At 68.4% G+C, this 25450-nt stretch carries 20 protein-coding genes and 1 pseudogene; 9 read left to right on the forward strand and 12 right to left on the reverse strand.

Going from position 1 to position 25450, the window contains the following annotated elements; all coding sequences use genetic code 11:
- The first annotated feature begins 48 nt into the window (after nt 1-48).
- Complete coding sequence (locus BQ9890_RS15590; RefSeq protein WP_154671895.1) at nt 49-210, forward strand: GtrA domain-containing protein; 162 nt, start codon at nt 49-51, stop codon at nt 208-210.
- On the opposite strand, the gene BQ9890_RS01995 is transcribed toward BQ9890_RS15590, so the two are convergent.
- Nucleotides 207-1280 (reverse strand): IS630 family transposase, encoded by a 1074-nt coding sequence (locus BQ9890_RS01995; protein ID WP_078062127.1) that lies wholly within the window; start codon nt 1278-1280, stop codon nt 207-209. The two genes, BQ9890_RS15590 and BQ9890_RS01995, sit on opposite strands and share 4 nt — an antisense overlap.
- A gap of 67 nt (nt 1281-1347) precedes the next feature.
- Between BQ9890_RS01995 and BQ9890_RS02000 the strand changes: the two genes are divergently transcribed.
- Nucleotides 1348-1674 carry a GtrA family protein gene (locus BQ9890_RS02000; protein ID WP_075888944.1) on the forward strand — a complete coding sequence of 109 codons (327 nt, stop codon included), beginning with the start codon at nt 1348-1350 and terminating at the stop codon, nt 1672-1674.
- Between the two features lie 59 nt (nt 1675-1733).
- Here the strand turns inward: BQ9890_RS02000 and BQ9890_RS02005 are convergent, their stop codons facing one another.
- From BQ9890_RS02005 to BQ9890_RS02020, 4 genes are all read right to left on the reverse strand, one after another.
- Nucleotides 1734-3059, reverse strand: a complete 1326-nt coding sequence (locus BQ9890_RS02005; protein WP_075888946.1) for an ATP-binding protein — start codon at nt 3057-3059, stop codon at nt 1734-1736.
- Nucleotides 3060-3175: 116 nt separating this feature from the next.
- The gene (locus BQ9890_RS02010) at nt 3176-3856 is read right to left on the reverse strand and encodes a response regulator transcription factor (RefSeq protein WP_075888948.1); all 681 of its coding nucleotides are present in this window, start codon (nt 3854-3856) and stop codon (nt 3176-3178) included.
- A gap of 126 nt (nt 3857-3982) precedes the next feature.
- Complete coding sequence (locus BQ9890_RS02015) at nt 3983-4975, reverse strand: adenylate/guanylate cyclase domain-containing protein (protein WP_230297776.1); 993 nt, start codon at nt 4973-4975, stop codon at nt 3983-3985.
- Between the two features lie 683 nt (nt 4976-5658).
- Entirely contained in the window at nt 5659-6819 is a 1161-nt protein-coding gene (locus BQ9890_RS02020) for an SLC13 family permease (RefSeq protein WP_075888950.1), read from the reverse strand.
- 131 nt (nt 6820-6950) lie between these two features.
- Between BQ9890_RS02020 and BQ9890_RS02025 the strand changes: the two genes are divergently transcribed.
- The 4 genes from BQ9890_RS02025 to dapD all read left to right on the forward strand — a co-directional run bounded on the left by BQ9890_RS02025 (nt 6951) and on the right by dapD (nt 11831).
- Nucleotides 6951-8636, forward strand: coding sequence for a DUF885 domain-containing protein (locus BQ9890_RS02025; RefSeq protein WP_075888952.1), 1686 nt, complete (start codon nt 6951-6953; stop codon nt 8634-8636).
- Entirely contained in the window at nt 8633-9493 is an 861-nt protein-coding gene (locus BQ9890_RS02030) for a Maf family protein (RefSeq protein WP_075888954.1), read from the forward strand. The genes BQ9890_RS02025 and BQ9890_RS02030 overlap by 4 nt, the downstream gene beginning before the upstream one ends.
- Before the next feature lie 213 nt (nt 9494-9706).
- Nucleotides 9707-10759, forward strand: coding sequence for a Fic family protein (locus BQ9890_RS02035; RefSeq protein ID WP_075888956.1), 1053 nt, complete (start codon nt 9707-9709; stop codon nt 10757-10759).
- A gap of 88 nt (nt 10760-10847) precedes the next feature.
- Entirely contained in the window at nt 10848-11831 is a 984-nt protein-coding gene (dapD, locus tag BQ9890_RS02040; protein ID WP_075888958.1) for a 2,3,4,5-tetrahydropyridine-2,6-dicarboxylate N-succinyltransferase, read from the forward strand.
- A gap of 245 nt (nt 11832-12076) precedes the next feature.
- Here the strand turns inward: dapD and BQ9890_RS02045 are convergent, their stop codons facing one another.
- From BQ9890_RS02045 to fdxA, 5 genes and pseudogenes are all read right to left on the reverse strand, one after another.
- Nucleotides 12077-13480: a citrate synthase gene (locus BQ9890_RS02045; protein WP_078062173.1), complete on the reverse strand. Its 1404-nt coding sequence runs from the start codon at nt 13478-13480 to the stop codon at nt 12077-12079.
- A gap of 88 nt (nt 13481-13568) precedes the next feature.
- Nucleotides 13569-14714 (reverse strand): succinyldiaminopimelate transaminase, encoded by a 1146-nt coding sequence (gene dapC, locus BQ9890_RS02050; protein ID WP_075888960.1) that lies wholly within the window; start codon nt 14712-14714, stop codon nt 13569-13571.
- 51 nt (nt 14715-14765) lie between these two features.
- Nucleotides 14766-15500, reverse strand: a pseudogene (locus BQ9890_RS02055) (citrate/2-methylcitrate synthase); the annotation flags it as partial.
- Nucleotides 15501-15588: 88 nt separating this feature from the next.
- Nucleotides 15589-16734, reverse strand: a complete 1146-nt coding sequence (gene dapC, locus BQ9890_RS02060; protein WP_075888960.1) for a succinyldiaminopimelate transaminase — start codon at nt 16732-16734, stop codon at nt 15589-15591.
- 189 nt (nt 16735-16923) lie between these two features.
- The gene (fdxA, locus tag BQ9890_RS02065; RefSeq protein ID WP_043536021.1) at nt 16924-17268 is read right to left on the reverse strand and encodes a ferredoxin; all 345 of its coding nucleotides are present in this window, start codon (nt 17266-17268) and stop codon (nt 16924-16926) included.
- Between the two features lie 132 nt (nt 17269-17400).
- Here fdxA and BQ9890_RS16075 point away from each other — a divergent pair, with 132 nt between their 5' ends.
- Both BQ9890_RS16075 and BQ9890_RS02075 read left to right on the forward strand, forming a co-directional pair.
- Complete coding sequence (locus BQ9890_RS16075) at nt 17401-17793, forward strand: putative acetyltransferase (protein WP_230297777.1); 393 nt, start codon at nt 17401-17403, stop codon at nt 17791-17793.
- A gap of 177 nt (nt 17794-17970) precedes the next feature.
- Nucleotides 17971-19074, forward strand: a complete 1104-nt coding sequence (locus BQ9890_RS02075; protein ID WP_075888962.1) for an IS110 family RNA-guided transposase — start codon at nt 17971-17973, stop codon at nt 19072-19074.
- Between the two features lie 520 nt (nt 19075-19594).
- On the opposite strand, the gene typA is transcribed toward BQ9890_RS02075, so the two are convergent.
- Entirely contained in the window at nt 19595-21514 is a 1920-nt protein-coding gene (gene typA / locus BQ9890_RS02080) for a translational GTPase TypA (protein ID WP_075888964.1), read from the reverse strand.
- 560 nt (nt 21515-22074) lie between these two features.
- On the opposite strand from typA, the gene BQ9890_RS02085 reads away from it, so the two are divergent.
- Nucleotides 22075-22734 (forward strand): PH domain-containing protein, encoded by a 660-nt coding sequence (locus BQ9890_RS02085; protein WP_075888966.1) that lies wholly within the window; start codon nt 22075-22077, stop codon nt 22732-22734.
- A gap of 880 nt (nt 22735-23614) precedes the next feature.
- Here the strand turns inward: BQ9890_RS02085 and BQ9890_RS02090 are convergent.
- Nucleotides 23615-25333, reverse strand: a complete 1719-nt coding sequence (locus BQ9890_RS02090) for an ABC transporter family substrate-binding protein (protein ID WP_075888968.1) — start codon at nt 25331-25333, stop codon at nt 23615-23617.
- Nucleotides 25334-25450: the final 117 nt, after the last annotated feature.

The raw sequence follows: 25450 nt of genomic DNA on the forward strand, positions 1-25450 counted from the left end.
CCGGCCCCGGGTGGAACACCGCCCAGTCGTGCGGGATACCATGCCCGGGTGGATCCACGTCCCCCGCTGCTCGACCGACTTCCGGGCGTGCGCACCATGTCACCTGCCCGTCGGGCCCGGGTGACGGAGATCCTCCGGTTCCTCCTCGTCGGTGGGATGAACTGGGTGGTGGACCTCGCCGTGTTCAACATCGTGCGGGCCGCCACCTAGTGTCGTGTTTCTGAAGTTGGTTGACGGTTCGCTTTCTTGAGGATCTCGTCGGCGGTCTTGGTCCAGACGAAGGCGTGTTTGCGGTTGTTCCAGCCGGTGATGAATTGGCGGATCTTCGCGTTGAGGTCTTTCACGCTGGTGAAGATGCCGCGGCGGATGGCTTGGCGATCGATGATCCCGAACCAGACCTCGACGAGGTTCAGCCACGACCCTGACGTTGGGGTGAAATGCACGTGGAAGCGCGGGTGCTTCTCCAGCCACGCCTTGACCTCGGGGGTCTTGTGGGTGGCGTAGTTGTCCATCACCAGGTGAAGTTCCTGGTCTGGGTAGGCCCGATCGAGTTGGCGCAGGAATGCGAGGAACTCCTGCCTGCGGTGCTTGGGCTTGACCGCACCGGTGACCTGTCCTGTCGCGATCTCCAACGCCGCGAACAAGGTCGTCGTGCCATGCCGCTTGTAGTCATGGGTGCGTTTCTCCGCGTCACCGATGCGCATCGGCAGCATCGGGGCGGTGCGATCCAACGCCTGGATCTGGCTCTTCTCGTCCACACACAACACGATCGCGTTCTCCGGCGGCGCCAAGTACAGGCCGACGACATCGGTGACCTTGCCGGCCAACTCAGGGTCGGTGGAGAACTTGAACGTCTCAGACCGCCAGGGCTGCACGCCATACTTCCGCCACGCCCGCGCGACCGTCGCGTTCCCGATCTTCAGATGAGTCGCCAGCAGCCGCGAGGACCAGTGCGTCACCCCGTACTTCTTCGGCGGCGCCTGAAGCGTCGCGGTGATGATTCGTTCGTCATCGACGTGCTTCGGCCTGCCAGAACGCGGCGCATCGGCCAGCCCCGCGAGCCCAGCATCGACATACCGGTTCCGCCACTTCCACACCGAGGTCGTCGTTGTTCCCACCTCGGTAGCGATCCGCGCGTTCGCGACACCATCCGCAGCGAGCAACACGATCCGAGCCCTCAACGCCAGACCGGCACGAATTGTCGTGGAACGCGTCCACGACGCCAACTCATCCCGATCGCCATCGAGAAGCACCAACGCCGGAGCCGGAGAATTCGCCATGACCAAATTCTCTCAAACACCCAACCATTGAGGAACTAACGACACGCGACACTAGGGCCGCCACGTCATGGCGGCCAAGATCGCGTCCGTCGCCGTCGCGACGCTCTTCTCCTGGGTGGTGAACCGCCACTGGACCTTCTCCGCGCGCGCCACCGACAGCCCCTCCCGCGAGCTGGGTGGGTTCGTCCTCGTCAATGTCGCGGGAATGCTGCCGCCACTGGCATGCCTGTGGATCTCACACCACCTGCTGGGGTTCACATCGGTGCTGGCCGACAACATCTCCGCCAATGTGGTGGGCCTGGTGCTCGGGACCATCCTGCGTTACCTCGGCTACCGGGCCTTCGTCTTCACCGGGCGACGGGGGCGCGGGGACGGACTTCGAGGGTCGAACTGAGCGGACTTCACGGTCAGAACTGAGCGGACTTCGAGGGTCGAACTGAGCGGACTTCGCGGTCAGAAGCGGCGGGAGCGGCGTCCCATGGAGACCAGGGGCCCCTCCGGCATGACCCGGTCGGGATCCAGGGACGTCGGGATCGCAGCCAGGGAGGCGGTGAACACGGGTGGGCGCTGCTGGGTGAGCTCGAGACGCCCGCCCATGCCCTGCATGAGGTCGCGCGCCAGTGCCAGTCCGATGCCGGTCGACCCGTGGCCGGAGACGCCGTACTCGAAGATGTCGGGGGCCAGGTCCTCGTCCACCCCGTCCCCCTCGTCGGAGACGTCGATCATCACGCCCCGCTTGTTCGTGGAGCGCCGGGCCACGACCCGCGTGGTGCCCGCGCCGTAGCGCAAGGAATTCTCGATGAGGGTCGCCAGGACCTGGGCGAGCTTCGCACCGTCGGCCAGGACGGGCTGCTCGGCCTCGTCGGTGAAGACCAGCTCACGTCCCGCCTTCTCGAACTGCTCCTCCCACTCCTCGCGCTCGGTGATGAAGACCTCGACGACGTGGATCGCCTCGGTCAGGCCCCCCGAGCGGGCGGAGGGGTCGAGCAGTTCGGAGACCACTCCCGTGAGACGCTCGACCTGCTCCAGGCTGCGCTGGGCCTCCTGCTGGACCTCCTCCTGGGTGGAGATCATCTCGATCTCCTCCAGACGCATGGACAGCGCCGTGAGGGGGGTGCGCAGCTGGTGGGAGGCGTCCGCGGCGAACTGGCGCTCGGCGGCCAACCTGCCGGCCATGCGCTCCCCCGTCCGCGCCAGTTCGTCCTGGACCAGGTCGATCTCCTCGATGCCGGAGGGCTTGACGCGGGCACGCACCTGACCCGACCCGATCTGCTCGGCCTGGGCGGCCAGGTAGATGAGCGGCGCGGACAACCTCCGCGAGAGCCTGTTCGCCATCGCCCAGCCCACCACCAGTGAGGCGACCATGCCTCCCAGGAACGCGCCGACGACCAGCCCGGCCTTGCGCATGGCCTGGGTTGCGGGGATCTCCATGCGCACGGTCGTCCCCAGGGCGGTCGTGACCACCCCTGTGAGGACGGGGCCGTCGATCCGATCACCCACGACGATCGCATCCCCCCCGTCCAGGGAGACCCGGGTCCACGCCTCCACCTGGTCGGAGGACAGCGGGATGGCCCAGGCCTCCACGAGGCTGTGGGGCACTTCCTGGCCCTCCGCCACCCTGCGGTCGACCGCTCGCGCGAGCGAGAGTGCCCGGGTGTCGAGGGCTCGCTGCTCGGAGTTCCACACCATGGTCGACCCCATGACGGCGCCGGGGATGCCCATGAGCAGGGCGACCACGGTGACGGCCGTCAGGATCATCTGGACAGCTCGCCTGCGCACTGTCGACCTCCTCCCGCTTCTCCGCCCCGACCGATCCGGTCACGACCCCCACAGGGAGCTGACCGCCTGCCCCGGCGACCCGATCGGGTGCGGTGACACCACGGGGACGGGGGGTGTCAGTCCTTGCCGGTCTCGAACCTGAATCCCATGCCGCGCACGGTCGTGATGTAGCGCGGGTCCGCCGCGTCGTCACCCAGCTTGCGCCGCAACCATGACACGTGCATGTCCAGGGTCTTGGTGGAACCCGAGGGATCGGAGCCCCACACCTCACGCATGAGCGCGTCGCGCTCGACCACATTGCCCGCCTCACGCACCAGGACGCGCAGCAGGTCGAACTCCTTGGCGGTGAGCTGCAGTTCACGCTCACCGACGAACGCGCGGTGGGCCGCCACGTCGACGCGCACGTCCTGGGCGACGAGGTCCCCCTCGCCGGCCTCGGTGCCCGTGCGGCGCAGGAGGGCGCGCACACGTGCCAGCAGTTCCGCCAACCGGAAGGGCTTCGTCACGTAGTCATCCGCGCCCGCGTCCAGACCGACGACCATGTCGACCTCGTCGGTGCGGGCGGTGAGGATGAGGATGGGGATGGTCTTGCCCTGGTTGCGGATCTCGCGCGCAACGTCCAGACCGTCGATGTCAGGCAGGCCGAGGTCGAGGACGACCAGGTCGGCTCCCTCCAACTCGCTGAGTGCGCCACGGCCGGTGCCACTGGCCCTCACCTCGTAGCCCTCACGGCCGAGAGCGCGGGCGAGCGGTTCGGAGATCGCGGGATCGTCTTCGACGAGCAGAACAGTAGTCACGAGCTCATGGTAGACCCGGAAGGGCTTTTCTTTCACATTCCTTGACCTAGTAAAGGGTACTTCAGTCGGTGAAACACCCGGTCGGTGGGCATTTCGACCCAGACTCCTTCGACAGGCCGAACATCCTCAGTCGAGATCCCGAGCGAGGAGGTAGGGCGAAACCGTGCCGAACCCGCGCAGTTCTGCGCTCGGGAAGTCCTCCAGGTGGTAGCCGGAGCCGCCCTTGCCGCCGGCGATCGCCGCAGCAGTGGTGGCGTCGGTGAGGATGCGACCCTCCGGCGCGATGTCCACAAGGCGAGACGCGAGGTTCACCGGGGGCCCGAAGACGTCCCCCGAACGGGAGAAGACGTCGCCACGCACGAAGGAGGCTCGCACCGGCAGGATCTGGTCGTCGGCTCCCAGGGCCTCGATGAGGGAGGTGACCACACGCAGCCCGGTCGTCAGGTCGTCCGCGATGAAGAGGACGGCGTCCCCGATCATCTTCACGACTCTGCCTCCGGCAGCGGTGACAGCGGTGCGTGAGGCGTCCTCGAAACGCTCGATCAACCCCACCAGCTTGCCGCCGAGGATGGTCGAGGACGAGGTGTAGGAGACCATGTCGACGAAGCCGAGCGAGCGGGTCAATGGGAACCGCCGCTTCCCGGAGTCCGGTCCGCGCTGTGTCACCTCGTGGTCCACCCTGGTGATCAGCGACTCGAGTTGGCGCCGCCACGAGTAGACGAGAGCGTGTTCGAGGAAGTCGACGCGGTCGCCCATGCTCTCCAGCACATGCCGGCGCGCCTGGGTGTCGTCCAGGTCCTGCCTGCGCGCCACATCCTCGACCAGTGCCTCCACCTGCCACAGTGCCAGCCGGTCGGAGATGTGGGACTGGGCGCGCAGCAGTGAGCGCCCCGTTGCCAGGTCGATCGCGCCGGAGTCGATCAGTGTGCTCCAAGCTCCGTAGGCATCCAGATCACTCACCGTGAAGGCAGGCTCGTCGGGACCGACGGTGCGGAAGCCCATCGCCAGCCAGAACTCGTCGACGCGGCCCAGTGGTGTGCCGGTGCGCTCCGCCAACTCCCGTGCCGTCAGGCAGGGGCGCCCCCCCAGGAGGAGATCCTGGTAGCCGGCGACCCTCACGTCGATGTCGGGGGAGATGGCGCTCCGGTCAGGCGACTCAGGTGACCGGGGGCCTTCCTGCCCGTGGGCACCCTCGGGCACCTCGTACGGCTCTGCTTCGAGGTGTCGCCCGTCCGGTGCGATCGCCCCGGAACCCGTGGGAGGTTCCTGTCCGTTCCGCTGCCGGACATCCGTCCCCGGACCTGCCTCGGGCCCCTGAGCGGTGTGTCCACCCCGGACATGCGAGCTCCCGGCCCCGTCTGCCACCGGACCTCTCGCCCCGTGGGACGACTCCGGTTCGACTCCCTCGTGGTCGATGCCCGCGGATCCTGTCTGACGGGGCAGGCGCTTCGTCTCCCGGCCTGCCGAAGACACTCTCTGCTCCCTGAGTGCTTCGCGGGCCCACACCCATCGTCCGGCTGCCGGTGGCACTGCCGACGGCACCTCCGGCGAGGGCGGAGCCGACTCCTCTGCCGGTACGACGGGCAGTCCCGCACCCCCGCGGACCGGGCCCGACGGGTCGGTCGGAGTCACTGGGCACACACCTCCTGGTGCGTCGATGATGTGGTCACTCACGTGATCTTCCACATGGATTGTGTCGATCGTCACCTGTCAACAGTAGTGCCCCCCGCAACCGGAAGCGGACAGCATCGGCAATGTTCATGGCGGGGACACAAGAATCCTGATCTGGTGTCAACCACCCTTCACCGAGATGCGAGCCAGAGACCGGCGGCTCCGAGACCGACCGTGAGAGGGGCCGCCACGACGCCCAGGAGCATGAATGCCCGCCAGGAGATCGACGCACCCATTGCCTGGAGACGCTGGTGCCACAACAGCGTCGCGAGTGACCCCCAGGGAGTGACCAGAGGACCGGCGTTGACACCGATGAGCAGTGCGGCCAGACGCAGAGGTGAGTCCGCCAGGGGTTCGAGCGCGAGGTAGGCGGGGAGGTTGTTCACACCATTGGCACCCAGCGCCCCCACCGCTGACAGACGCAGCAGCGCGACTGGGCCCTCGCCCTCGCCGGCAAGCACGCCCAGCGGTGTGGTGGTTCCCAAGGAGTGTGCCGTCTCGACGACCAGGAACAGACCCGACGCGAAGAGCATCAGGGGCACGGGGAGGACGCCCCACCGCAGCGCACTGGGACGCCTCCAGGCGAAGACCCCGACGATCACCACCGCAGCCACACATGCGGGGATCCACGGTTCCCCACCCATGAGGACCAGCATCGGCAGGAGCAGCGCAATGGTTGCCCCACAGATGCGGAACAGCAGGGGGTCGGGTGCCACGGGAGGCGGCTTCGGCGCGAACTCCCCTGAGACCTGACCACGGAAGAGGAGGAAGAGGAGCACCACCGGCACCACCGTGGCGACGAGGGCGGGCACCCACATGACTTCGACGAAACCGCGCACGCCCCCCTCCCCGAGTCGGTGCATGGCCAGGAGGTTCGTCAGGTTGGAGACCGGCAACCACAGCGAAGCCGTGTTCGCCAGCCACACGGTGGTCAGTGCGAAGGGGCGGGGTCGCACCCGTGCCTGCACGGCAAGGAGGACGACCACGGGCGTGAGGAGGACCGCTGTCGTGTCGAGGGAGAGGAAGGCCGTCGACAGGATCGCCAGCCCCACCACCAACAGCCACAGGACAACGGTGCGCCCGCGCGCCAGGAGAGCCACGCGGGAGGCGACCTGCACGAAGACACCGGCATTGGAGGCCAGCTCGGCCACCACGGTGACGGCGAGGGCGAAGAGCAGGACCGGCCAGACCCGTTCCCCGAGTCCAAGGAGTTCGGGAGTGGGCAGGAGGCCCGTCGTCCATGCGAGACCGCCCAGCAGGATGAGCACGAGACCCAGCAGACCGAGGCGCACCGCACCAGACTAGGCCCACGGGAGCAGGGGGCCGTCGGGGCAAGGCCGTGTGGGCACCACCGTGCGGGCAAAGCCTGCGCAGCCCCTCGCCCGTCGGTACATCCGCTCCCACACGCATCTAGGCTGGTCCCGTGACTGAACAGATCTCCCGCACCCCCTCCGACCTCGACGCGCGAGCCGACTCCTACGTCCGCGACGTCGCCCGCCTCAACCCACTGGCCGCGACGGACTGGGGGCTGCCGGGAGATCCCGGAACGCTGCCCGACTACTCCCCCGCCGGCCAGGAGGAGATGCTCGACCTCGCCCGCGCCCTCGTCACGGACGCGCAGCGGATCGCGCCTGCCGACGACGTCGACCGCATCACCGCCTCCGCGATCACCGAGAGCCTCGGCGCCGAGATCGACCTGGAGGAGGCGGACGAGTGGCTGGGCAGCGTCAACAACATCGCCTCCCCCATCCAGGACATCCGCATGAGCTTCGACCTCATGGAGAAGGAGTCCGCGCAGGACTGGGGCCAGGTCGCCCGCCGCCTGCACGCTGTGCCCGCCGCCCTGTCCGGCTACCAGGAGTCCCTGCGTCTGGCCGCCTCCCACGGCCGCATCGCCGCGCGCCGCCAGATCGGGATCGGCATCGAGCAGTCGCGCGGCCTGGCAGACAGTGGCAACTACTTCGCCGAACTGGCGGAGGAGGGGGTCGCCCTCGTCAACGGGGATGCCGCACTGGAGCGCGACCTGCGCGCGGGCGCCGCCGAGGCCGCCACCGCCTACGGGAAGCTGGCCGACATGCTCGCAGCGGAGCTCCTGGACGCTGCGCCCACCCGCGACGGCATCGGCCGCGAGCGCTACGCTCGTTTCTCGCGTGCCTCCATCGGGGCCGTCGTCGGCCTGGACGAGACCTATGAGTGGGGTCTCTCCCAGCTCGCCGAGATCGACGCCCAGCAGCGTGCCATCGCAACCGAGCTCTACGGCGCGGGCACCAGCGTGCGCGAGGCACTGGACCGCCTCAATGACGAACCCCCCCTGCAGCTCCACGGCACCGGGGAACTGCGCGAGTGGATGCAGGGCATCGCGGACCACGCCATCGCCGATCTCGATGGCACCCAGTTCGACATCCCCGCCCCCGCGCGGCGCATCGAATGCATGATCGCGCCCTCCCAGGACGGCGGCATCTACTACACGGGGCCCTCCCAGGACTTCTCACGCCCGGGCCGCATGTGGTGGGCGGTGCCCGAGGGGGAGACGACCTTCCACACGTGGCAGGAGCGCACCACCGTCTTCCACGAGGGCGTCCCCGGTCACCACCTGCAGATCTCCCAGGCCATTGCGGAGTCGGGGACCCTGAACCTCTACCGGCGCCTGGCCTCGTGGAACTCGGGGCACGGCGAGGGCTGGGCGCTCTACGCCGAGGGTCTCATGGCCGAGCTCGGCTACCAGGACGAGCCCGCCAACCGCATGGGTCTGCTGGACTCCATGCGGCTGCGTGCGGCACGGGTCGCCCTGGACATCGGCGTGCACCTGGGCAAGGAGCGCCCCGGGGGTGGCGGGGTGTGGGACCGCGACTTCGCGTGGTCCTTCCTCAAGGACAACGTCGCCATGGCCGACGGGTTCCTGGACTTCGAGCTCAACCGGTACCTGGGGTGGCCCGGACAGGCACCGTCCTACAAGGTCGGCCAGCGGCTCTGGGAGCAACTGCGCGCTGACTACCTGGACTGGGCCCCCGGGCACGGCCAGGAGGCGACGGCGAAGGCCTTCCACTCCAAAGCGCTCAGGCTGGGCAGCCTGCCCATGGCCACCCTGCGCGAGGCCGTGCTGTCGTGAGTCGGGGCGTCGCCACGCGCCTGGTCCTGGCCTCGAAGTCCCCGGCGCGCAGGGCCACCCTGGTCGCCGCCGGGATCACGCCGGAGGTCATCGTCTCCCATGTCGACGAGCTCGCTGTGCTGGCCGCCCTGCCGGGTGGCCGGGCATTCAGCGGTGGCACCACCACCCCTGCCGACGAGGTGCTCGCCCTGGCCACCGCCAAGTGCCGGGCCGTGGCGGAGGGACTGGAGGACGGGCGCCTCGAGCTGCCCACGCAGGCAGACAGCGAGCCGACCCGTCCTCTCGGGGCGTCGCTCGGCGCGCTCGTAGCTCCCGCCACCTCCCCCACCGGGGCATCCACCGGACCGCGCGTCGAGCGTCTGGTGGTCGTGGGCTGCGACTCCATGCTGGAGCTCGACGGGCGGATGCTCGGCAAGCCACACCGCCCCGAAGTCGCACGCGAACGCATCCGGGAGATGCGCAACCGCTCGGCTGTCCTGTGGACCGGCCACTTCGCGGTCGTCCTGGAACGTGCGGGCACGGGGGAGGTGGGCGGCGCCGACACAGGCACTGGTGCTGGCGCTGGCACCGGCCCGTGGTCACTCACCGGGGAGGTCGGAGCCTCGGCCTCCACGATCGTCCACTTCGGGGAGATGTCGGACGCGGAGATCGACGCCTACGTGGACTCCGGTGAGCCCCTCAAGGTCGCGGGATCCTTCACCGTCGACGGCCTGGGCGGGCCCTTCGTCACCGGCATTGAGGGGGACTACCACTCGGTGGTCGGACTGTCCCTGCCGCTGCTGCGTTCGATGCTCACCGAGGTCGGGGTGTTCTGGCCGGACCTGTGGGACCACCGGCGGGCCGCTGCTGCGCGTTGAGGAACCGCGGGCGCGCCGGGCTGAGAGCGGTCCCATCTTCCGTCTCAGCCAGTTCGTGGTCGACCCAAGGACGGGCACGGGAACTGACGTCAGGTTCATTGGCCCGACACGCCGCCACAGGAGCTCGCTCTTGTCATTGTTGATTAACAGACCTCGAGCGACGACAAACTTGTAGTCTCTGACTGTTGCCCGCCTGAGCAGGGAGATTTGACGATGGGACAGGATGCCACGAGACCCGGGCGCGGGAGGCCGCGCCGGGACGCCGTGTATGAGCGATTTGCCGCAGCCGTTACTGAGCTGGACAACTACGGTGGCCTACCCAAGCCCTACGAGGCACGACAGTTGTGGGATGATCTCTGGCACTTGGAGGCACACCACTCCACCGCAGTCGAGGGCAATACGCTCCTGCAGAGCGAAGTGGAGAAGCTCCTCACGCAAGGCCGCGCTGTCGGCTCGAAAGAACTCAAGGACTACATGGAGGTTCTCGGCTATGCCGAGGCAGCGCGCTGGGTCTACCAGCAGGCCGTGCAGCCGGAGGAGTGGGCGCACGATGATCTGGTGGTCATGTCAGAGATCCGACGCATTCACACCTTGGTCATGAGCAAGGTGTGGGAGGTCTCGCCGCATCCGGATGCGAGTCCTACGGAGTCGCCTGGCAGCTGGCGTCAACACGAGATCCAGATCTTCTCCGGCGGGATGAGGCCACCCACCTATCCTCTCGTGCCCGCAGAGATCAGCACGTGGGTTGATGAGGCCAATGCCCTTCACAGCGGAATCAGGACGGGAGCGATCACAGTTGCCGCAGTCCCCGAAGCCCTGGCAGCACTCCACAGCAGCTTTGAGCGCATTCACCCATTCATCGACGGCAATGGGAGGACTGGCCGACTCCTGTTGAACCTGCTCCTGATCCGCTTGAGATGGCCGCCTGCGATCATCAGGAAGGAGCAACGTCAGAAGTACCTCAGCGCCCTCGACAAGTCTGACAAGGGCGACGACGGTCCGCTGGCCGAGATCATCTGCCGTTCCGTGATCGACAACATGCATCACCTGATACCGAAGATCGCGGGACCGGCGAAGTTCGTTCCTCTCGAGGCGCTCGCCGACGAGGAGTTCAGTCTCGTCGCCCTCAAGCAGGCCGCCGCCCGGGGGCGTCTTGCGGCTGTCATCGGTCCTGACGGCCGCTACCGCTCCAGCCGAGAAGCCGTGGCGGCGTACAGGGAGTCGAAGTACGACAGGAGGACACGAGGCCGCGCGCCGCTCGAATGAGCTGGCAGGCTCCCATCACCGCCGTCAGAGGACCCCATTGTGTGGGACCCGCCGGGCCGAGGCGCGACCCCCGTCATAAAGTGTTCTCATGGATACGACAAAGGCTTGGGGCATCGGCCTCGCGACGGTGACGACCAGCGGCCAGACGCTCGACGTCTGGTACCCGGACCCCCATCTCGGGGAGTACTCGCAGGGCAAGGACGCTGAACTCCTGGAGAAGCTCACCCAACTGGAGCGCCAGGACCACGCACGCGCAATCCGCACCTCAGTGGTGACCTGCCAGGCCGATCTGGAGGACCAACCACAGTCCACGGCGGACGCCTACCTGCGCCTCCACCTGCTTTCCCACCGGCTGGTGCTGCCCAACACGGTCAACTTGGACGGCATCTTCTCCCGCCTGCCCAATGTCGTGTGGACCTCGGCAGGACCGTGCGCCGTGGAGGACTTCGAGGACACGCGCATGCGTCTGCGCCTCCACCTGGGCCATCCGGTCACCGTCATCGGCGTCGACAAGTTCCCCCCGATGGTGAACTACGTGATCCCCACCGGGGTGCGCATCGCTGACGGTGCCAAGGTTCGCCTGGGCGCCCACCTCGCCGAGGGCACGACCGTCATGCACGCGGCCTTCGTGAACTTCAATGCCGGCACACTGGGACGCTCCATGGTGGAGGGTCGCATTTCCCAGGGCGTCGTGGTGGGGGACGGCTCCGACGTGGGCGGCGGCGCCTCGACCATGGGTGTCCTCTCCGGTGGCGGACGCCAGCGCGTGCGACTGGGTGAGCGTTGCCTGCTCGGGGCCAACTCCGGTCTCGGCATCCCCCTGGGCAACGACTGCGTGGTGGAGGCCGGCCTCTACCTCACCGCAGGCACCAAGGTCGCCGTCCTCCCCGGCGGCGGTGTCGTCCCCGGTGAGAACGGGCTCTTCGCCGAGCCGCGCACCGTCTCCGCGCGCGACCTGGCGGGTGCCTCCAATGTGCTCTTCCGACGCAACTCCGTCTCCGGTCGGGTCGAGGCCCTGGCCCGTGGCGGGCACGGCATCGAACTCAACGACGCCCTCCACGCCACCAACTGACCCCGGGGCCAACACCCACACACCACACACAGGGGGCGGGCACGTCATCGACGTGCCCGCCCCTCCCGCGTGGTCCGAGTCAGCTCAGACTCGTGAGCCAGCGGTCGCCCTCGCACACGCATCGCCGGGTGAGGGCCTTCCTCGCACGCCATGTGACAGACGAGGTCCGCCCTCGTGCTCTGCGGGCGCGAGCGGAGCCGCCCTCGTACGCGGTCAACGCGGCCCAGAAGGTCCCCCGGCCCGCCTCAGCCCTCCGCGAATCGCGGGTTGCGCTGGCGCAGCGGGACGTAGTCGCGCTCGACCTCGCCGATGTAGACCTGACGCGGGCGCCCGATCTTCGTGGCCGGGTCCTGCGTCATCTCGCGGTACTGCGCGATCCAGCCGGGCAGGCGCCCGAGTGCGAACAACGGGGTGAACATCTTGGGCGGGAAGCCCATGGCCGAGTAGATCAGGCCCGTGTAGAAGTCGACGTTCGGGTAGAGCTTGCGCTCCTTGAAGTAGTCGTCGTTGAGGGCGATCTCCTCCAGCTGCATCGCGATGTCGAGGAGGTTGTCACGCCTGCCCAGGCGGTCCAGGACGTCGTGGGCGGTGTCCTTGACGATGGCTGCGCGCGGGTCGTAGTTCTTGTAGACGCGGTGCCCGAAGCCCATGAGGCGGGCACCCGACTCCTTGTTCTTCACCCGGTCCACGAAGGACTGCACCGAGGCACCCGAGTCGTTGATCTCGTGGAGCATCCGCAGCACGGCCTCGTTGGCACCGCCGTGGAGCGGGCCCGCCAGGGCACCGACCCCGGCCGCCACCGAGGCATAGAGGTTCGCCTGCGAGGACCCGACGAGGCGGACCGTGGACGTCGAGCAGTTCTGCTCGTGGTCGGCGTGCAGGATCAGCAGCATGTCGAGGGCGCGCACCAGCGCCGGGTCGATGTCGTAGGCCTGGTAGGGCATGCCGAAGGTCATGCGGATGAAGTCCTCGGTGAAGCCCCGCTGGGAGTCCGGGTACAGCAGTGGCAGACCCGCGGCCCTCTTCGCGATGTAGCTGATCATCGTGGGCAGTTTCGCGATGAGGAGCACCAGGGCCTCGTTGAGCTGGTCCGGGTCCCGAGGGTCCAGCGTGTCCTCGTAGTAGGTCGCCAGACCGGCCACGCCCGCCTGCAGGATCGCCATGGGGTGACCGTTGTGGGGGAAGGCCGTGAAGAAGGCCTTGAAGTCCTCGTGGAGGAGGCGGTGACGCTGGATGCTGCGGATGAAGCTCTCCAGGGTCGCGGCATCGGGCAGCTCCCCGTAGATCAGCAGGTAGGCAACCTCCAGGAAGCTGGAGTTCTTCGCCAACTGGTCGATGGGGTAGCCCCGGTAGCGCAGGATCCCGGCATCGCCGTCGATGTACGTGATCGCCGACTCGCAGGACCCGGTGTTCGTGTAGCCGGGGTCCAGGGTGACGACATCGGCCTGGGCCATGACCTTGCCGATGCGCACGCCGTCGGTCCCGACGGTGGCGCGGACGCGGGGCAGCTCCACCTTCGCGTCCCCGACGACCAACAGTCCGTCCGGGGCAGTCCCGGATGCGCCGGTCGTGGAGGTCGCGGATGTGGTTGCCTCGTCCGTGGAGGGGGAGTCCTTCGCGTCGGCGCTGGTCGTGGACTTGGGGCTCATCGGGTGTCGACCTCCTGGTGGGTGGTTCACTCTCCGCTTCGAGAGTGGGACTCTCGTCCCAACTGTAGTACCGGCAGGTCTCTCGTGCTCAAGATTCTCGGGCCGCCAGGGAGAGGCGTTCCGCGGCCGTTCCGATGCGTTCGTCCGTGGCCGTCAGGGCGATGCGGACGCGACCGCGGCCTGCCTCCCCGTAGAAGTCGCCGGGGGCCACCAGGATGCCGAGTCGGGCGAACCGGTCGACCAGCGCCCAGGAGTCGGGGGCGGTGGCAGCAGGATCGCGGACCCACAGGTACAGCCCCGCCACCGACTGCGGGTCCTGCTCCAGACCGGCTGCGGCGATCGCCGCCAGGAGCAGCTCGCGACGGCGTCGGTAGCGGCGCCTCTGGGCGTCCACGTGCTCGGTGTCGACCAGTGCGGCCGCCATCGCGTGCTGGACGGGGGCGGGGACCATCATGCCCGAGTGCTTGCGGACCTGGACGACCGGTCGGACCAAGTCGGGGTCACCCAGCAGCAGGGCCGCCCGGTAGCCGGCCATGTTGGACTGCTTCGACAGGGAGTAGAGCACGAGGATGCCGCGTGGGTCGCCCTCGCAGACGTCCTCGTCGAGCAGGCTGGGGACGCCCTCGTCGACGAAGGGCACCTCCCAGGGGAGGGCCGCATAGCACTCGTCGGAGGCCAGGACGGCTCCGTGCTCGCGCGCCCAGGCGAGTGCGGTGCGCAGCTGTCCGCGGGTGAGGACGTGGCCGTCGGGGTTGCCCGGGGAGTTCAGCCACACCAGCGTGGCATCGGGCCAGGTGTCGGGGCGGGTGGGGTCCACGGGCACCGGGGTGCCGCCCGCCAGACGCGCACCGACGTCGTAGGTGGGATAGGCGACCTCGGGGACCAGCACGGTGTCGCCGGGGCGCACGCCCAGGAGGGTCGGCAGCCAGGCGACGGCCTCCTTGGAGCCGATCGTCGGGATGACGCCGTCCATGCCCACGTCGACCATCCCGCGCGAGGCGCTCCACCGGAGGATCGCCCGGCGCACCTCCTCGGTGCCGATCACCGTCGGGTAGCCCGGGGCGTCGGAGGCCTCGGCGAGTGCCGCGCGGATGAACTCCGGGGTCGGGTCCACGGGGGTGCCCACCGAGAGATCGCAGATGCCGTCCTCGTGGGACGACGCGAGTCGTTTGGCGGGGACCAACAGGTCCCACGGGAAGTCCGGCAGTCCGAGCGTGCGCGGCAGGTCAGCCACGGTCCCTCCTGGGGGTCAGGTGTCAGGGATGTCCGACGGCGGCGTGCCNGCCGGGTCGATGTCGTAGGCCTGGTAGGGCATGCCGAAGGTCATGCGGATGAAGTCCTCGGTGAAGCCCCGCTGGGAGTCCGGGTACAGCAGTGGCAGACCCGCGGCCCTCTTCGCGATGTAGCTGATCATCGTGGGCAGTTTCGCGATGAGGAGCACCAGGGCCTCGTTGAGCTGGTCCGGGTCCCGAGGGTCCAGCGTGTCCTCGTAGTAGGTCGCCAGACCGGCCACGCCCGCCTGCAGGATCGCCATGGGGTGACCGTTGTGGGGGAAGGCCGTGAAGAAGGCCTTGAAGTCCTCGTGGAGGAGGCGGTGACGCTGGATGCTGCGGATGAAGCTCTCCAGGGTCGCGGCATCGGGCAGCTCCCCGTAGATCAGCAGGTAGGCAACCTCCAGGAAGCTGGAGTTCTTCGCCAACTGGTCGATGGGGTAGCCCCGGTAGCGCAGGATCCCGGCATCGCCGTCGATGTACGTGATCGCCGACTCGCAGGACCCGGTGTTCGTGTAGCCGGGGTCCAGGGTGACGACATCGGCCTGGGCCATGACCTTGCCGATGCGCACGCCGTCGGTCCCGACGGTGGCGCGGACGCGGGGCAGCTCCACCTTCGCGTCCCCGACGACCAACAGTCCGTCCGGGGCAGTCCCGGATGCGCCGGTCGTGGAGGTCGCGGATGTGGTTGCCTCGTCCGTGGAGGGGGAGTCCTTCGCGTCGGCGCTGGTCGTGGACTTGGGGCTCATCGGGTGTCGACCTCCTGGTGGGTGGTTCACTCTCCGCTTCGAGAGTGGGACTCTCGTCCCAACTGTAGTACCGGCAGGTCTCTCGTGCTCAAGATTCTCGGGCCGCCAGGGAGAGGCGTTCCGCGGCCGTTCCGATGCGTTCGTCCGTGGCCGTCAGGGCGATGCGGACGCGACCGCGGCCTGCCTCCCCGTAGAAGTCGCCGGGGGCCACCAGGATGCCGAGTCGGGCGAACCGGTCGACCAGCGCCCAGGAGTCGGGGGCGGTGGCAGCAGGATCGCGGACCCACAGGTACAGCCCCGCCACCGACTGCGGGTCCTGCTCCAGACCGGCTGCGGCGATCGCCGCCAGGAGCAGCTCGCGACGGCGTCGGTAGCGGCGCCTCTGGGCGTCCACGTGCTCGGTGTCGACCAGTGCGGCCGCCATCGCGTGCTGGACGGGGGCGGGGACCATCATGCCCGAGTGCTTGCGGACCTGGACGACCGGTCGGACCAAGTCGGGGTCACCCAGCAGCAGGGCCGCCCGGTAGCCGGCCATGTTGGACTGCTTCGACAGGGAGTAGAGCACGAGGATGCCGCGTGGGTCGCCCTCGCAGACGTCCTCGTCGAGCAGGCTGGGGACGCCCTCGTCGACGAAGGGCACCTCCCAGGGGAGGGCCGCATAGCACTCGTCGGAGGCCAGGACGGCTCCGTGCTCGCGCGCCCAGGCGAGTGCGGTGCGCAGCTGTCCGCGGGTGAGGACGTGGCCGTCGGGGTTGCCCGGGGAGTTCAGCCACACCAGCGTGGCATCGGGCCAGGTGTCGGGGCGGGTGGGGTCCACGGGCACCGGGGTGCCGCCCGCCAGACGCGCACCGACGTCGTAGGTGGGATAGGCGACCTCGGGGACCAGCACGGTGTCGCCGGGGCGCACGCCCAGGAGGGTCGGCAGCCAGGCGACGGCCTCCTTGGAGCCGATCGTCGGGATGACGCCGTCCATGCCCACGTCGACCATCCCGCGCGAGGCGCTCCACCGGAGGATCGCCCGGCGCACCTCCTCGGTGCCGATCACCGTCGGGTAGCCCGGGGCGTCGGAGGCCTCGGCGAGTGCCGCGCGGATGAACTCCGGGGTCGGGTCCACGGGGGTGCCCACCGAGAGATCGCAGATGCCGTCCTCGTGGGACGACGCGAGTCGTTTGGCGGGGACCAACAGGTCCCACGGGAAGTCCGGCAGTCCGAGCGTGCGCGGCAGGTCAGCCACGGTCCCTCCTGGGGGTCAGGTGTCAGGGATGTCCGACGGCGGCGTGCCACCGGAACAGGAGCGGGGCGGGGCAGGGCTGGGCACTGCCGCCGTGGATCGGGGCGGTGCCGCCACGGACGAGGGCGACCCCCTCCCCACGGATCTGACCGTGCGGGGTAGAGGGCCGGGGCCGATCCGGGCGGCTCGGCGTCAGCCGCCGATGGAGTCCAGGTACTCCTGGTTCTGGGGCGGCAGGGCGGCGATCATCGGGTCGTCGAAGTCCTGGACGCCGGCGCGCTGGGCACCACCGGGAGAGCCCAGGTCCTTGAAGAACTCCACATTGGCGCGGTAGTAGTCGGACCACTCCGAGGGGACGTCGTCCTCGTAGAAGATGGCCTCGGTGGGGCACACCGGCTCGCACGCCCCGCAGTCCACGCACTCCTCGGGGTGGATGTACAGCGATCGCTTGCCCTCGTAGATGCAGTCCACGGGGCACTCGTCGACGCATGCGCGGTCCTTGACGTCCACGCAGGGCTGCGCGATGACGTAGGTCATGGGTCTCCTCCTGTCAGTCGGTGCATGCGCACCGGTGGCTGCCGGTGCTGGCGCCGGTCCGCCCTGCCGGGCGGTGGCATCCCGCGTCGGAGCATGCACGGCGCGGGATCAACTGCACCTATTATCGCCCACATGGCGACGCCCACGACAGCAGGAGGTCCTCATGCACACGGGCGTGAGGAGTTGAACACCGGCAGCACCCCGGAAGGTGCAGGGTCCGGTGGGGTTGGGGGTGTGGAGGTGACCGGGACCTCGGTGGACCCGGATGACTCCGGGAACTTCGGCGCGCCAGCGGACGGGGACGTCCATCTCCCCCGGGCGCTGCCGCCACTCCCGTGGCTCTCCTGGGAGCCGGGCACCCGCGTGGTCGTGCGCTACCGGCTGGCCGACGGGCTCCACGACGCCCTGGGCGATCTGCTGGAGGTCGCCGCCGATCACGTCACGGTGCGCACCCGGCGCGGCGACATCCGTGTCGAGGCCTCGACCATGGTCACCGGAAAGAGGGTCCCACCGCCCGTCCGCTGACCCCTCTCCCGCGAAGACGATATGGGGGTGGGGGTGGTCTGAGGTTGGGTCTTGTGGCCTGGGGCCTTCCCTGTGCAACGTGGTTCAGTGCCCTGGTTGGGGTGCAGTGCCACGGTTTCGTGGATCGCCCTCGCCCGTGGGTGGGGGTGCCGACATGCGATTCAGGGGAGGCCCCAGGTGTTGTCAGATGCTACGTGTATTGGGTTGGATGTTCACGCTCGCAGTGTTCGAGCAGCAGCGATTGATCCCCTCTCGGGTGTGATCCGGGAGGCTGCGTTGGGGGGTGGGGACGGGGAGGTCCTCGACTTCATTGCGCGTGTGGGTGACGCCCGGGGGGTGCGGGTGGCCTATGAGGCCGGGCCGACCGGTTTCCACCTGGCACGGACCCTGGAGGGGGAGGGCATTGAGTGTGTGGTGGCGGCCCCCTCGAAACTGTTGCGTGCCAGTGGAGACCGCATCAAGACGGACCGTCGTGATGCCCTCCACCTGGCCCAGATGCTCGCGGCGGGCCAAGTGGTGGGAGTGCGTGTCCCCACCGTGGAGGAGGAGTCCGCCCGGGACCTGGTGCGTGCTCGTGATGACGTGCGCCGTGAACTCATGGCCGCTCGTCATCGTCTCTCCAAGCTGCTCCTGCGTCGGGGTTTCCTCTATGAGGGCAAGACCACGTGGGGTGTGGCTCACCGGGCGTGGCTGGGCACGATCCGCCGGGAGGGACTGGCTGGGGCGGGGTGGGCGACCTTGCAGACCTTTGATGAGTCCTGGGAGACGGTCTGTGCTCTGGAGGCCAGGAGGGGGCGCCTCGATGAGGGCATCGCCCGCCTGGCTGAGGAGTCCTCCTTCGCTGGAGCGGTGAAGCGACTGTCCTGCCTGCGCGGCATCTCCACCCTCACAGCGGTGGGCCTGGCTGTGGAGGTGGGTGACTGGCAGCGTTTCACCCCCACCAGCATCGGCTCCTACCTGGGGTTGGTCCCCAGTGAGCACTCCTCGGGGTCCACCCGCCACCAAGGCGGCCTCACCCGCACCGGGAACGCGCATGCGCGCAGGCTCCTGGTGGAGGCCGCCTGGCACCACCTGCCCACCTACCATCCATCTGCCACCTTGCAGGCACGCTGGGACAAGGCCCCCCGAGCAGTCGCAGACCACGCCGGGCGCGGCAACCGTCGACTCCACAAGCGATGGCTGGGATTCAAGGCCCGCAAGAAGACTCCCACGGTCGCCAACTGCGCCATCGCGCGTGAACTGGCCGGATGGTGTCAGGTGCTGGTCACCATGGACGCCTGAGCCCCACAGTCTCGTCGAGGCCGGCCCCTGAGGGAGTGGGGCAGTGTGTCGGAGAGGGAAACCACCGATGCGGACATGGGCACCCACCCGGGCACGCCCGTCTCGAAGACCGCAGTGAACCCCTCTTCCGCCGGAACACCGTCATGCGGCACCAACCCGCGAATATCAGAGTGACCACACCGTCCACCAACGGACACACCCCACCCCCACAAGGCCCCACCCCGACGACCGAGGCGCCGCCCCACAACCAGTGCCGGGCGGCGCCTCACCATGCCCACTTGACAGCACACACCCCCATATCAGTCCGCTCTGTTCCACCCTCGAAGTCCGCACTGTTCGGACCTCGAGGTCCGCTCCGTCGTGCACTCGAAGTCCGCTCTGCTCTGCAGACGAAGTCCGCCCTCGTCCACGGCTCACATGAACTGAACCGGGACGGGAGCGGACTTCGATGACGGAACTGAGCGGACCTCACACCGAGAACTGAGCGGACCTCGGCGTGAGGCGGGCCTGAAGTGCGGTGTCAGCGCTGCATGCGACGCTCGCGGGCGGCGATCTTGAAGCGCTCCTGGGAGTCCAGGGTCACCTTGCGCACGCGCACGGACTCGGGCGTCACCTCGACGCACTCGTCATTGGCGGCGAACTCCAGGGACTCCTCCAGGGTCAGCTTGCGTGAGGGCGTCAGCGACTCGTACACGTCGGCCGTGGCCGAGCGGGTGTTCGTCTGCTTCTTCTCACGCGTGATGTTGACGTCCATGTCCTCGCCGCGCGGGTTCTCGCCCACGACCTGGCCCTCGTAGACCTCCGAGCCGGGCTCGACGATGAACGTGCCACGCTCCTGCAGGTTGATCATCGCGTAGGGGGTGGCCTGACCGGCGCGGTCGGAGACCAGCGAGCCGGTGAGGCGCTGCTCGATGGTGCCCAACCACGGCTCGTAGCCCTCGGCGATGGAGGAGGCGATACCGGTGCCGCGCGTCTCGGTGAGGAACCGGGTGCGGAACCCGATGAGTCCGCGGGCGGGCACGATGAACTCCAGGCGGATCCAACCCGATCCGTGGTTCGCCATGGACTCCATGCGGCCCTTGCGCTGGGCCATGAGCTGCGTGATCGCGCCGAGGTGCTCCTCGGGGATGTCGATGGTCATGCGCTCCATCGGCTCGCAGGTCTTGCCGTCGATCTCCTTGGTGACCACCTGCGGCTTGCCGACGGTCAGCTCGAAGCCCTCGCGGCGCATCTGCTCGACGAGGATGGCCAGTGCCAGCTCGCCGCGGCCCTGGACCTCCCAGGCGTCGGGACGCTCGGTGGCCAGCACACGGATGGAGACGTTGCCTATCAGTTCGCGGTCGAGGCGGTCCTTGACCTGGCGGGCCGTGACCTTCGCACCCTTGACGCGACCCGCCATGGGCGAGGTGTTGATGCCGATGGTCAGGGAGATCGCCGGGTCGTCCACGGTGATGAGGGGCAGGGGACGCGGGTCGTCGAGGTCCACCAGGGACTCACCGATGGTGATGTCCTCGATGCCGGCCGCTGCGACGATGTCGCCCGGGTCAGCCGAGTCGGTGGGGACACGCTCCAGGCCCTCGGTGCGCAGCAGCTCGGTGACGCGCACGGGCTTGATCGTGCCGTCATGGCGGGCCAGGCCCACGTTCTCACCCTTGCGGAGTGTCCCGTTGTGGATCCGCAGCAGCGCGAGGCGTCCGAGGAACGGGGAGGCGTCGAGGTTCGTGACGTGTGCCTGCAGCGGCGCGCCCTCCTCGTAGGAGGGTCCGGGGATCCGCTTGAGGATCGTCTCGAAGAGCGGCTCCAGGTCCTCGGTCGGGAGGTTCCCGTTGCCGGGGTTCGTCAGGGAGGACTTCCCGGCCTTCGCGGAGGCATAGATGATCGGGACGTCGAGGAGCGAGTCGACGTCGGTCTCGACGCCCTCGTTCATGAGGTCCTCGCCCAGGGAGAGCAGCAGGTCGGTGGTCTCGGAGACGACCTCCTCGATGCGGGAGTCGGGGCGGTCGACCTTGTTGACGACGACCACGACGGGCAGCTTGGCCTGCAGGGCCTTGCGGAGCACGAAACGGGTCTGGGGCAGGGGCCCCTCGGAGGCGTCGACCATCAGGACCACGCCGTCGACCATGGACAGGCCGCGCTCCACCTCGCCACCGAAGTCAGCGTGCCCGGGGGTGTCGATGACGTTGATCACCACGCCACCCTCCAGGCCCAGCTTCTGGGCGGAGGGACCGCGGTAGTGGACCGCAGTGTTCTTGGCGAGGATGGTGATGCCCTTCTCACGCTCCAGATCGCCGGAGTCCATGACACGCTCGCCGGTCTTCTCGACCGTGTCACGCTCGGAGAAGGCACCGGACTGCCACAGCATGGCGTCCACCAGCGTCGTCTTGCCATGGTCGACATGGGCGACGATGGCAACATTGCGCAGATCAGGGCGCACCGACATGAAGGACTCCTCGGGATTGGGCGGGCCCGCGCACCGCGGGTGATCACTCGGGGGGCGACCATCCACCAGGAGGTGGCGGGCGGCGGCGTCGGGCCGTGGGCGGGACGCGCGCACATTCAGGGCACAAGCGTATCCGTTCCCGGGGTGGGACTGACAGTGGGGGGCGTGCGAGATCTGACACGCCGAGGTCCGGGCAGCCCCCGTCGCGGCCGTCCGGGGTCCGGGAGGCGCCGTGTCGTGGCGCATCCCCTCCCGCATTGACGAGGGCGGGCGCGCTCGGACGGGCACGACCTGGAGCACGGCGTCGGTGGGTGTCGGCTGATCCGTGTGTGGGCTCGGGAGCTGGGAGCGACCACCACGCGCCCACGAGGGCGTCCGACGCACACGCCGTCGCTGCTCCCGAACCCCCAGGCCAGCCACCTGTGGATTCGACCGCCGGAGGCACCCACAGTCCACACACCAACCACCGGTGGGCTCGACCGCCGGAGGCGCCCACGACCCGCATCCCGGGCGTCCAACCCACACCCCGTCGCCAGTGATCGCCACCTACACTTGCTCCGATGAAGCGCACCATCACCTTCCGCTCCCGCTGGGGACGCATCGGCACCCTGGTCGTGGCCGGACTGGCCCTGCTCCTCGAGATCACGGTGCTGGTCCAGGAGGGCTGGAGGTCCGCCCTCGTCGGCCTGCCCCTACCGCTGGCCGTCGTGGCGCTCTGCGCATGGTTGTGGTGGTGGCCGCGACTGGTCACCGCGCCCGCCGGTGTCGTGGTGCGCAACCACTTCCGGGAGGTGTGGATCCCGTGGGGTCACCTCGAGGATGCGCGCACCCGGCTCGGACTGCGCCTCGTGGCCGACGGACATGAGTTCGTCAGTGCAGCTCCTCCTGAGCGCGGCGGCTTCTCGGCGTCACGCAGGCGCAACGCCGCTCCGGACCTGCCGGACCTGGACGACACGGAGACCGTGCACCACGAGGTCGACGCGCAGCCCGAGGGCGCGGCCCGGCTGGTGCTGGAGGAGCGTGAGCTCGCCCTTCATCCCGAACAGCGTCCGCGCCTGTCCACCGCCCAGCAGGAGAAGGTCTCCGAGCTGCTGGCGGCCTCTCCGATCCCCGATCGCCTGGATGCCGGGTTCCCCCCGGAGGTCCGGGTGAAGTGGACGCCGCTGCCGGCCCTGGTCGTGGGCGCGGTGTTCGTGCTCGCGGTGCTGTCCTTCTCCTGAGCGGGGACGGGGACCGGACGGGGACGACTGGAACGCACACCGACCCGGGACCCGGACGTGTCTCGTGCGCGCGCTGAGATTCAGGGACCTGTGCCCGCGGGACCGGCACCCATCACTGAATCTGGAAGAGCCACCGGAGCCCGGGAACACCCGCCTTCATCGCCAACCCCCGTGACCTGCGAGGACGCCGAGGATCGCTCGGCGAGCGTCGAACGTGCGCGCGCCAGCGCACTGAGATTCAGGGACCTGTGCCCGCAGGACCGGCACCCATCACTGAATCTGGTGGAGCCACCGGAGCCCGGGAACACCCGCCTTCATCGCCAACCGCCGTGACCTGCGAGGACGCCGAGGATCGCTCGGCGAGCGTCGAACGTGCGCGCGCCAGCGCACTGAGATTCAGTCTGACGTGCCCACCGAACTGGCACGGGTCACTGAAAACGCGGGGCAACGCCGCCACGAGATCCACGGCCAGCTCCAGGATCCACGATCCAGGGTCAGACACCGGGGTATGCCCGTGGGTCTCATGGTGGACCCGGTACCTCACCACCAACCGGGTGTGTGACCCGGCATCCCGCTGACGGCCACCGATGGAAGGACTCGCCGAGGTCGCACCTGAACACGCGGAGAAGGCCTGCCTCGCGGGTCGGACGAGGCACGCGACTCAATGCCTCAACTCCATCAGGGCAGGGCGGGGAAGAGCGGACTTCGCCGTCAGAACAGAGCGGACCTCATGGTCCGAACAGAGCGGACCTCATGGTCCGAGCAGAGCGGACCTCATGGTCCGAACAGAGCGGACTTCGCGGGGGAGAAAGGGAGGGGCCCCGGGGAGCTAGCTCCCCGGGGCCCCTGCCTGATGCGAGATCACATCAGAGGACGTGGCTCACTTGGTGAAGCCGATGTCCTCCGCGCGGACCGTCTGCATGCCGAAGGCGCCGTAGTTGGCGAGGTTCGACGGGACAGCGGTCATTTCGAGGCGACGGTAGATCGGGATCGTCATGACGGCGTCCCAGATCGCCTTGTCGGCCTGGTTGGTGAGCTCCACGCGCTTGTCGTGGTCGGGCTCGGTGTCGATCTGGGGGATGAGCTCCTTGACGGTCTCGTCGCAGTAGCGGGAGTAGTTCATGCCACCGTTCTGGGCCAGGGAGTTGTCGCAGCCGTAGATCTGGCCGACGTTCGCCATCGGGTAGGGCGTGCCCTGCCAGGTGAACGTGGTCACGCCGAACTTGCCGCCCGGGACGGTGTCGGAGAAGAAGGCATCGGAGTCGACATTGTTGATGTTGACCTTGACGCCGATCTCCTTCATCTGCGCCTGGAGCAGCTCACCCTCGTTCTTGGAGGTGGGGACGTCAGGCATCATGGCGTAGTCGAACTCCAGCGTCTTGCCGTCCTTCTCCCGGTACCCGGAGGTCTCGTTGAGCGTCCAGCCCAGGGCGTCCAGGTCGGAACCGGCCGTCTCGGGGTTGTAGGCGTAGTCGCCGGAGTTGTCCTGGTAGCCGTCCTGGCCGGGCATGAAGAAGTGGTTGCCCATCATCAGCTCGGAGGGGACCAGGTCGGGGATCCCGGCCAGGTCGGAGTTGGCGATGGACTCGCGGTCGATGCCCTTGTTGATGGCCTGACGGACCTTGACGTCCTGGAGGACACCGGACTCGGAGTTCACGGTGAAGTGACGCCACTGCAGACCACCGGCGCGGCGGATCTCAGCGTCAGAACGGGTGCTGGCCTGCTGGTACTGGTCGCCGTTGATGATGCCGTTGAGCTCATCGACCTCGGAGTTCGCGAAGGCGGAAGCCGCAGCGGCCGCGTCCATGGCGCGGAAGCTCACGGTGTCCAGCATGGGCTTGTCGCCCCACCAGTCGGGGTTCGGGACCAGCTTCACGACCTGCTGGGCCGTGTCGACGGAATCGATGATGTAGGGACCAGCACCCCAGTCGTTGTTGTAGTCCTTCCAGCCCTCGTTGAAGGTCTTGGCGTCCTTCATGGACTCCTTGGGGAAGACACCGGAGATGACGCCCGACCAGTCCGGGTAGGAGGACTTGAAGGTGATGACCACCTGGTTGTCCTCGTCACCCTTCTCGATGGAGGCGATCTGGTTCCAGCCGTCGGTGGAGCCGCAGTAGAAGTCCGCGTCCTCGCCGTTGCAGGCCTTCCAGTTGGACTGGTAGTCCTCCCAGTCGATCGCGCGCCCGGAGTTCCACTTGGAATCGGGGTTGAGAGTCAGCGTGATGACCTGGCCCTTGCCGTCGGTGGGATCCTGCGCATCGATCTTCTCGATGTACTCGGGGTTCGGCTCGTAGGTGCCGTCCGCGTTGTAGATCAGGTTCGCAGGCTCGATGAAGCCGTTGATGCGGTTCAGGTCGACCGAGGTGCCCTCCTGCTGGAGGTAGTTCCAGTTGGTCGGCATCGACGTGATCGTCAGCCGCAGGTCGCCTCCCTGCTGCAGGGCATCGCGCGGCTGGATGTTGAGATCGGACAGTGCCAGTTCCGATGCGGAACCCGACTGACCGGACTGCCCGGACTGGCTGGATCCGCCGGCACAGCCGGTGAGCGCCAGCGCCGCAACGGCGCCGACGGCTGCAAGGGCACGAGAAGTGTGCCGCATTGTGATACCTCCATGGGATTGGTTCGGTGGATCCGTGCCTCGGCCGATGGCCTCAGGCGGACCCGTTGTTCAAGGATAGGTCAAGCAGTCACCCGTTTCGCCACCCGATCCGGTACC

Origin of the sequence: Actinomyces provencensis (assembly GCF_900155435.1) — a bacterium.
GTDB classification, from domain to species: Bacteria; Actinomycetota; Actinomycetes; order Actinomycetales; family Actinomycetaceae; genus Pauljensenia; species Pauljensenia provencensis.